Here is an 8,416-nt window from a genome sequence, read left to right on the forward strand (position 1 = left end):
AGATAGGGGAGATGGGGGAGATAGGGGAGATGGGGGGGAAGAAGTGAGAAGTGAGAAGTGAGAAGTGAGTAGTCTGTAATTTTTTCTCTATCCTCTCTCCTCTATTCTCTCTCCTCCCTCTGGGGGAGAACCAAAAACCAATACCCACAACTATTCCCTGTTCCCCGTTCCCCGTTCCCTTGTTCACAAACAACAAACCACTCTCAACTCTCAACTCTCAACTCTCAACTCTCAACTATTTACCACTTAGCCTGGGGGCCACTCCAGACCGGATTTTGAAACCGTCCATAAACAATCGGTTTATCATCCTTGGCCAAGGTCGTCTCACTCTCCAAATTTACCGCCCATTGGGGCCACTCGGTTTCTCCCAGAGAACCGGCCCGGAATAGCACTTGCTGAGGATATAAACTACTCCACCCCAACAACACCGCATTAGTATATTGAATCGTCGTGGGGGCAACCGTGCGGGTGCGAGCCGTGTTTCGGTCCCAAATCACCGCATAATCTGACGCTTCCGAGGTACTGAATAACCCCTCAAACTGACGGGCCAACAAGCGATCGCCTTGTTCGGACCAAGACACCGGAATTAAAATCGAAATCGCCCCAGACTGGAGTTGTTGGTGATCCTCCTCCAAATAATTAGCCGCCAGAGGCGAAGAAGCTGTAATCGTTTTTAACTCCCCCGTCTTGAGGTTTTCTAAAAACATCACACTACTGACTTGACTACTATGCAAATCCGATCGCGTTTGCATCTGAATGCGACTATAGGCCGCATATAAGCCATCCGGTGAAATTAACGGCGGAGTGCGATAATAACGGGGTTGCGCATCTGTACTATCCCTTAACTCCTCATAGGTGGTCGTCACCCAATTCCAAGGAACAGGATAGGAACTGTGAAGCGGATCAGGTTGAGTTTCAGGTTGAATCATCTCTTGAGCAGTATCAAAAACTTGCATGGGGAGGCGAGACGACGCAATATAGGGGGTAGCTGCGATCGTCCTAGGCAGATTGTCGTCTTCAGCCCACACAGGAGCAGCAGGTGCAATTAACAGCGTTGAGAGCAGGAGTATAGGTTTAGTATTGCACCACTGCGTAGGAAGTAACGGTTGAAGCATGAAAAATTAAGAATTGAGAACAGATAGACAATCTGATAAAGGTTTGAGAGAGATGCACGTTCAAGAATAGAGTCCCCAATTCATCATGCTACAACAGAATGTTGATCGTTGATATTTGAGAGTGAATAGTGGATAGTGGATAGTTGATAGCTGGCCTCATCTCCGTTCCCTGTTGCCGTATCCACCCAATGATTAGACCGAGAAAAGCACCGTGACGCAATTTGATGATTCTTTAGAATCAAGAAAAAGCACTTCATCTCCCAGTCCACAAACCCGGATTCTGGGGTGTGGAGTGAGTTTAATTCTTCTCCTCATTAGTGGCTCAATCGCCGCAGGATTGGGGATTTTAGTGGCATTGACCAACCCCGAAGACACCGCCGAAAAACCCATTCTGGTTCAACTGTGGGAGCGACTCAACCCCCAACCCCAACCCGCCACCCCCCCAACTCCAACCACTCCCAGTAGTCCAGCTTCCCCCACCCAACCTGATCCCCAACAACTCCAAACCCAAATCGCCAACTTGCAACAACAGTTAACCACTCTGCAACAGAGTACCAATGATCTAGAACAGCAATTAAACATCCAACCCCCCAGTCAAGACTTACAGCAACGACTGGCCGCCTTACAAGAACAAATCCAACAACTCCCCACTCCCACCCCCACCCCAACAACCCCACCATCACTCCCTAACCCCACCAACACCCCTCTCCCCGGCCAATTAAAATTTACCTTCTCCAATGAATTGATTTTTGATGAAAATGGGAATTTATCCAATGAAGGGCGATCGCTTCTCGATAATGTCTTGGATAATATTAAAAAGAATGTGAGCCAGTACCAAGGCTCAACCATCCGCATTGCTGGCCATACCAATACCGCCGAAACCCCCGCCGAAAACCGAGACCTCTCATTTCAACAAGCTCGCCTTGTTGAACAATACCTTACGGCTTCGATTCCCAATACCGTACAAGATAAATATCGCTGGGTGTCTATTGGCTATGGACAAACTCGCCCTCTCAACCCCCAAGACGATACCAAAAACCCCGGCAACCAACGGTTAGAAATTGCTGTCGATTAATTTAGATGGAATGAAACTTGTTTTTTTTGGCACACCTCAATTTGCTGTCCCCAGTTTACAAAAACTGTTAGAAGAACCAGAGATCGAAGTTCTAGCAGTGGTCACGCAACCGGATAAACCCAAAGGCCGGGGCAAAAAATTACTCCCTCCTCCGGTGAAACAATTGGCTTTGGAGCATAATTTACCCGTTTTACAGCCGAAACGCTTACGAAAAGACCCAGAGGCATTACAATTTTTGCGAGATTGTGAGGCGGATTTTTTCGGGGTGGTGGCCTACGGGCAAATTCTCTCTCAGGAAGTGTTAGATATGCCTAAAAAGGGCTGTATTAACGGTCATGGGTCAATTTTACCCAAGTATCGAGGGGCGGCCCCTATTCAATGGAGTCTCTATCATGGGGAGACTGAAACAGGCATTACAACTATGTTGATGGATGCGGGGATGGATACAGGGGCAATGTTGCTCAAGTCTTCTACACCCATTCATTTATTAGATCATCAGTTCACTTTGGCGGACAAATTATCCCAAGATTGTGCAGAATTAATGGTGCAAACCCTGAGACAATTAGAAAATGGGGAAATTGATCCTATTCCTCAAAATGATGAGGAAGCTACTTACGCGCCTTTAATTCAAAAAGCGGATTATCAGTTAGATTGGACGAAAAGTGCCATTTCGTTACACAATCAAATCCGCGCTTTCTATCCCAACTGTACGACAAAGTTAAGAGATAATCCCCTCAAAGTTCTTGCAACTGTTCCCATTGGTAAAGACTATCAAGCGCAACTCCCCACAGAGTTACAATTTTTAGCGGAAAAAGCGGAACAATTTGAGCCAGCATCTGGCAACCCTGGAGAGATGGTTGATTTTGTGAAATCTCTAGGGTTTATTGTCCAAACCGGAGAGGGTTTACTCTTAATTAAAGAAGCCAAACCCGCCGGAAAACGCGCCCAGTCTGGTTGGGATATTGTGAATGGAATGCACTTAAATCGAGGAGAAAAGTTAGTTTAGAGTTGATAGTTGATAGTTGAGGGTTGAACCACAAAAATAGGCGAGATGGGGAAGATAGGGGAGATGGGGAAGAGGGAGGAGAACCAAGAACTAAGAAAAAAAACAACAAAAACTATTCTAAATCTAAGGCTTCATAATAATGGCATCCTTGACAGGGGCCAGTGGGGTTAACGGCACAGCGTAATAATTCAGAACGGGCATTCAATCGACAATTGGCATCTCCAATGACCCAACGACCGTCTAACCAAGTTTTTTCTTGGGGTTTTTGGGCAGATTGCACATAGACGGAGATTTTATTCAGGACATATCCCCCGACTTTATATTGATAATGATGATGCCGTTCTAAAACAGCATAGGTGGTCCCTTGTACATCGATATAATTACCGGGTTGAGGAACCCAGTCTAGTTGGATTTGACCCACTTTTTTGTGCGAATGAGTCAAGATAATCTCCGTCGGGAGTGAATCAGGTGTCATGCCTCAGTCTGCTGGTGTTTTGGACTACATCCTGTCTATGATAACGCGAGCGATGAGGTCTCAACAGCTTGTTTCAAGCTAAGTCGGGAGGGATATTGTTTTGGGGGGGGTTGGGGAAGTCTGGACTATTTTTTAATTGCAGTTGGACGAGGTGTTGTAAGTCTTGGCGTTTCACTTCTTTGCCTTGACTTAAATTACCGGGGGTGTCCATGAAGACAAGACTATCGACTTGGGAGAGGGCAAAAAGTTGGAACAAAATATGGGTGACGGGGAGGGAAGTGGCGATGAGGTTGGGATCAGGGGTTTCTTGGAAGGCGTTGGCATCTTTGAGGGAGGCAAAAGCGTAGATGACTTTTTTTTCGACTCCGGGTTGGTTGCGGTTGCTGAGGGTGGTTAAAACCCAACCGTTTTCTAGAGTTTGCATGACGTAGTAGTCTCGTTGGGTCATTTGTTCGGCAAATGCTCGTAAGACGGGAGCAACGGCTTTTTCAACCACTAGGGGGGTTACGCCATCATCGGGCGATCGCGCGATTAATTGTTGGATTTGTTGATCAATATTCATAACGGGTGAAATTAAGCGTCAGAGGGGGGTTGAGGGTCGTTTCTTGCAGTTTCAGTGTATCTCGATTTCCCCAACTTGGACATTTGGCCTAGGGAGTTGGGAGAGATTGTCGTTAAAATTATTCAAGTCCTGCGGAATGTAAGCCCAATCGGGTGTAGCTATAAACGAAATTAGCGGGAAATGCCTGCTAACCCAGCAAGGAGATTATGATGACCCAAAATCGAATGGACTCTCCCAATCAAGATTCTAAGTTCCAGGTGCAAGGAGAATTGTTAGAAGTGATTTTACAGGATGAGGTGATTTATCCTTGGAATCCGGCGGATGCAGCAGTTGAGGACTATTTGCAAACTTTAGAGGATCAGTATGCTGTCGCGGATTGGTCCGAGGCAGAAACGGAGGCGCGATCGCAGGATTTTTTCGCCCAGTTAGAACGCTGTTGGCCAACTGACTCCTCAACCCCCGTCGTCAACCGCTTAATGGACCGGTTTGGGGGACAAGTGCCTCAAGATTATTTAAGCGCGATCGCGCAACAAGTCGAAACCGTCGCCAACGCCACCCTCTCCCCCCTCGAACGTCTCGTCAACTGCGTTCAACCCCTCCTCTCTAACTGGAGTACCGACGATTTACAAGTGTTTGCCCGTCCCATGGCCTATGCCATGCGTAGTGGCCCAGGGAATACTGCGGTAAATTTGCCCAAACACTGGAATGAACTGTCTGAGGTGGAACAAGCCAAATATACATTACAGATTGCTCATTACGCGCTTAACCAAGCTCAGGAGGGAGACTAACTCCTCTGCATCCCCATCCCCAGAGGTGTTGATGACACAACACCTCTTTTAATTTAATTCTTTTTAATTTAATTATGTTTTAAGGTTAATTTTGGGTTTAAGCATTTCTTCATCTCCTCTCCGCCAGTAGAACCCAAAAGCCGCGCTAGGATAATCAAAAAAGCAAGATTGAACCATGAAATACGTGCAGGAATATCGGGATGCTGCATTAGCGAGACAATATCAAAATGCGATCGCAGAAATAACCAGCCAACCTTGGACCCTCATGGAAATTTGTGGCGGCCAAACCCATGCGATCGTCAAATACGGCATCGACGAACTCCTCCCCCCCGACATCACCCTCATTCACGGGCCCGGATGTCCCGTTTGCGTCACCCCCACCCCCCTCATCAACGCCGCCGTCACCCTCGCCAGTGATCCCCAGATCATCTTCTGTTCCTTTGGGGATATGTTGCGCGTCCCCGGCAGCGACAAAGACTTACTCAGCATCAAAGCCACCGGAGGCGATGTCCGCATTGTCTATTCCCCCCTTGACTGTCTGCAAATTGCCCAAGACAACCCCGACAAACAAATTATCTTCTTCGCCGTCGGCTTTGAAACCACCGCCCCCACCACCGCCATGGCCGTCTATCAAGCCAAAGCCAAAGGCATCGACAACTTCTCCCTCCTCGTCTCCCATGTTTTAGTCCCCCCGGCCATGGAAGCCATCCTCTCATCCCCCAACTGCCAAGTCCAAGGCTTCCTCGCCGCCGGCCACGTCTGTACCGTCATGGGTTATGCCGAATACGAACCCCTCGCCCCCAAATACCATGTCCCCATCGTCGTAACCGGCTTTGAACCCATCGACATCCTGCAAGGAGTTTATCTCTGTATCCAACAACTCGAAAACGGCGAAGCCAAATGTGAAAATCAATATACTCGGTCCGTCCGTCGCCAAGGCAACGAAGCCGCCCAACACCTCTTACAAGAAGTCTTTACCATTGTTCCCCGTCAATGGCGCGGCATTGGCGAAATTCCCCAAAGTGGTTTAGGGTTACAACCCGCTTATCAACAATTTGATGCCCAAACCCGTTTCGCCTCTCAACTCGCTAATATTGCCCTCAGAGACACCGAAAGCGGTGATTGTATTAGTGGGGAAATTATGCAAGGCCATAAAAAACCCCATGATTGTAACGCCTTCGGGACAAAATGCACCCCAGAACACCCATTAGGTGCGCCCATGGTCTCCAGTGAAGGAGCGTGTGCCGCCTATTACCGCTATCGAAGTCAATTAACAATTAATTAATTTTTGGGGTTATTTCTTTGTAGTAAGCTGTTGTGCATTTAAGCAGATTTTACATTATTAGTCTCTCAACCCGTTTTTAACGGGTTTAAGCTATTAGCCTTGGGTTTCAACCCAAGGCATATTAAGGCATATTACCCAAGGCATATTAAAGCAGATTAAAGAAACAGATTATCCAAAAGAATAGTGTTTTTTCACTGCCTGTTTCACATCCCACGTACAAGACATTCCCGCAGGAAACGTTACTAAATCCCCTTTCTCCACCGTAACCGGATCACCCCCATCAGGAGTTACAGTAACTTCTCCGGCCAGCAAATAACAAGTTTCTGACTCACTATAAGTCCATGGAAACTGAGAGGGGTCTTTTTCCCAGATTGGCCAATCCAATACACCAAGTTCTTTTAATCGGTCTTCACTAGGATTATGTTCAACTTTAATAGAAGTTGCTGGTTGTGTAGTCATATTTCAGTAAACAGTATTTCAGTAACAATAGAGTCGTTCAGACTTGGTTTAAATTCTACTAAAAGACTGGGCAGGGGTCGTCTCTCCTTCAGTAAATGTAGAATTATCCTGATCAGGGGTTGGCCGCTCTAATGCTTCGACTTCATCCTGATGTTCTGAGGACTCTGAGTTAGGAGGAGTAGGTTGAGTCCCTTGTTGTTTCTGCTGTTGTCGCCTCTCCTGTATTCTCATCGCATAGCGGAGGCCGGGAGACTTGGGGTTATAAGCACAGTTTTGGGAGTGATCAGACTGAGGTTTATCCCCCATCTGGTGTAAGCGTTTTTGAATCCCAGAGAGGTGTTTTTTGCTATCGACAGGGGAACGGGGTTGGGGGAGTTCTGTATTTGGCCAGTTTTCTAGATCATTACAGGGACACAGTAAGCATTGATTCCCCGATTCTCGCACTGGAACGGGCATCTCACAACGATAGCAAGGAGAAATGATCCATTCGGGGGAAAAAAGTTGCTCAAGGGTTTGGTCGGTGTTTTCCAAGTAACAATCTTTGCCGTTACAGTCCAGAATTTTTTGCCAACAGTCTTCAAAGGCCGCAGAATAATGATCGCCTTGGATTACGGGTTGGGGGGATAAGACTTGTTTGCCATTGTAGAGAACAACTCGTTTACCGAGTTGAAACCAATAGGCTAAATAGTTTTTGACTTCTGCTGGAGATGCCATAGAGTTTAAAAGTTTGCCATTCTACCTTGATCCTAACGTGAGTTCTGCTGTATTGCCCTTAAACGAATCCGTAATTCTCGCCAATCTTTTATACATTTCCCTTCGATAACGGTTGGCCCAGATGATGTAAGGGGAGAACATACCCCCCAGTCACCAGATAGACTTCAGTGGCGAGAGTGCTGATTTGGCGGGTAATTTGACCGATGCGATCGCGGAATTTACGTCCCAAGGGATAAGCAGGAACAACCCCCCATCCCACTTCCTCGGCCACAAAAATCACAGTCCCCTCTCCTTGCTGTAGTTGGGTTAACAAATCTTGTACGGTTTTCTCCCAAGTCGTTTCTTCTTGTTCCAGTAAATTGGCCACCCAAGTCCCCAATGAATCAACCAATAAGCAACGGTCTGGTTTCACTTCTCCCAACACTTCCCCCAAGGCCACGGGAATGGCCAAGGTTTCCCACTCTGGGGGACGACGTTGGGCGTGTTTTTGGATTTTCGCCATCCATTCCTCATCATCGGGTAAGGGTTGGGCAGTGGCCACATAACTCACAGGACATTCCTGTTGAGTGGCCCATTGTTCCGCCCATTCGCTTTTCCCCGAACTAGCAGGGCCGGTTACTAAAATAATTTTTCTACGCTGTTGGTTCATTTTTTAGTTTCACCGAGAGTAATCAGTAATCAGTAACCTGTTACCTAAGGCAGATGGCAGATGGCAGAGGGCAGATGTTGGAATAAGGAGGAAGTTAACCTAAAAAGAAGGTCAGAAACTCATCAGAATAAGGCTTTCAGCCTATTTTAAGTGATTTTAGTTTCACCGAGAGTAACCAGTAAACAGTAAACTGTTACCAGTTGTTACTCCCTATCTTCCCTATCTCCCCCATCTTCCCTATCTTCCCCATCTTCCCCATCTCCCCCATCTTCCCCATCTCCCCCATCC

Annotated in this window: 10 protein-coding genes; 4 read left to right on the forward strand and 6 right to left on the reverse strand. The window is 47.1% G+C overall.

Going from position 1 to position 8,416, the window contains the following annotated elements:
• Window positions 1-239: 239 nt before the first annotated feature.
• The gene (locus tag PN462_RS08885; protein ID WP_272127742.1) at window positions 240-1,115 is read right to left on the reverse strand and encodes a hypothetical protein; all 876 of its coding nucleotides are present in this window, start codon (window positions 1,113-1,115) and stop codon (window positions 240-242) included.
• Window positions 1,116-1,326: 211 nt separating this feature from the next.
• Between PN462_RS08885 and PN462_RS08890 the strand changes: the two genes are divergently transcribed.
• Window positions 1,327-2,190 (forward strand): OmpA family protein, encoded by an 864-nt coding sequence (locus tag PN462_RS08890; protein ID WP_272127743.1) that lies wholly within the window; start codon window positions 1,327-1,329, stop codon window positions 2,188-2,190.
• 10 nt (window positions 2,191-2,200) lie between these two features.
• The gene (fmt, locus tag PN462_RS08895; RefSeq protein ID WP_272127744.1) at window positions 2,201-3,196 is read left to right on the forward strand and encodes a methionyl-tRNA formyltransferase; all 996 of its coding nucleotides are present in this window, start codon (window positions 2,201-2,203) and stop codon (window positions 3,194-3,196) included.
• A 112-nt stretch (window positions 3,197-3,308) separates the two neighbouring features.
• Here fmt and PN462_RS08900 read toward each other — a convergent pair whose 3' ends face one another.
• Together PN462_RS08900 and PN462_RS08905 are read right to left on the reverse strand one after the other, a co-directional pair.
• Window positions 3,309-3,671 carry a DUF6464 family protein gene (locus PN462_RS08900; RefSeq protein ID WP_272127745.1) on the reverse strand — a complete coding sequence of 121 codons (363 nt, stop codon included), beginning with the start codon at window positions 3,669-3,671 and terminating at the stop codon, window positions 3,309-3,311.
• A gap of 73 nt (window positions 3,672-3,744) precedes the next feature.
• Window positions 3,745-4,233 (reverse strand): hypothetical protein, encoded by a 489-nt coding sequence (locus PN462_RS08905; protein WP_272127746.1) that lies wholly within the window; start codon window positions 4,231-4,233, stop codon window positions 3,745-3,747.
• A gap of 206 nt (window positions 4,234-4,439) precedes the next feature.
• Between PN462_RS08905 and PN462_RS08910 the strand changes: the two genes are divergently transcribed.
• Together PN462_RS08910 and hypD are read left to right on the forward strand one after the other, a co-directional pair.
• Window positions 4,440-5,021: a hypothetical protein gene (locus PN462_RS08910; protein WP_272127747.1), complete on the forward strand. Its 582-nt coding sequence runs from the start codon at window positions 4,440-4,442 to the stop codon at window positions 5,019-5,021.
• A gap of 175 nt (window positions 5,022-5,196) precedes the next feature.
• Complete coding sequence (hypD, locus tag PN462_RS08915) at window positions 5,197-6,306, forward strand: hydrogenase formation protein HypD (protein WP_272127748.1); 1,110 nt, start codon at window positions 5,197-5,199, stop codon at window positions 6,304-6,306.
• Window positions 6,307-6,474: 168 nt separating this feature from the next.
• On the opposite strand, the gene PN462_RS08920 is transcribed toward hypD, so the two are convergent.
• The 3 genes from PN462_RS08920 to cobU form a co-directional block, all read right to left on the reverse strand.
• On the reverse strand, window positions 6,475-6,765 hold the full coding sequence (locus PN462_RS08920; protein ID WP_272127750.1) for a cupin domain-containing protein: 291 nt from the start codon (window positions 6,763-6,765) through the stop codon (window positions 6,475-6,477).
• Window positions 6,766-6,813: 48 nt separating this feature from the next.
• Complete coding sequence (locus PN462_RS08925; RefSeq protein WP_272127751.1) at window positions 6,814-7,479, reverse strand: hypothetical protein; 666 nt, start codon at window positions 7,477-7,479, stop codon at window positions 6,814-6,816.
• An 88-nt stretch (window positions 7,480-7,567) separates the two neighbouring features.
• Entirely contained in the window at window positions 7,568-8,128 is a 561-nt protein-coding gene (gene cobU, locus PN462_RS08930; protein ID WP_272127752.1) for a bifunctional adenosylcobinamide kinase/adenosylcobinamide-phosphate guanylyltransferase, read from the reverse strand.
• Window positions 8,129-8,416 lie beyond the last annotated feature (288 nt).

The sequence above is a fragment of the Spirulina sp. CS-785/01 genome, assembly GCF_028330525.1.
Taxonomy (GTDB): domain Bacteria; phylum Cyanobacteriota; class Cyanobacteriia; order Cyanobacteriales; family Spirulinaceae; genus JAQMSD01.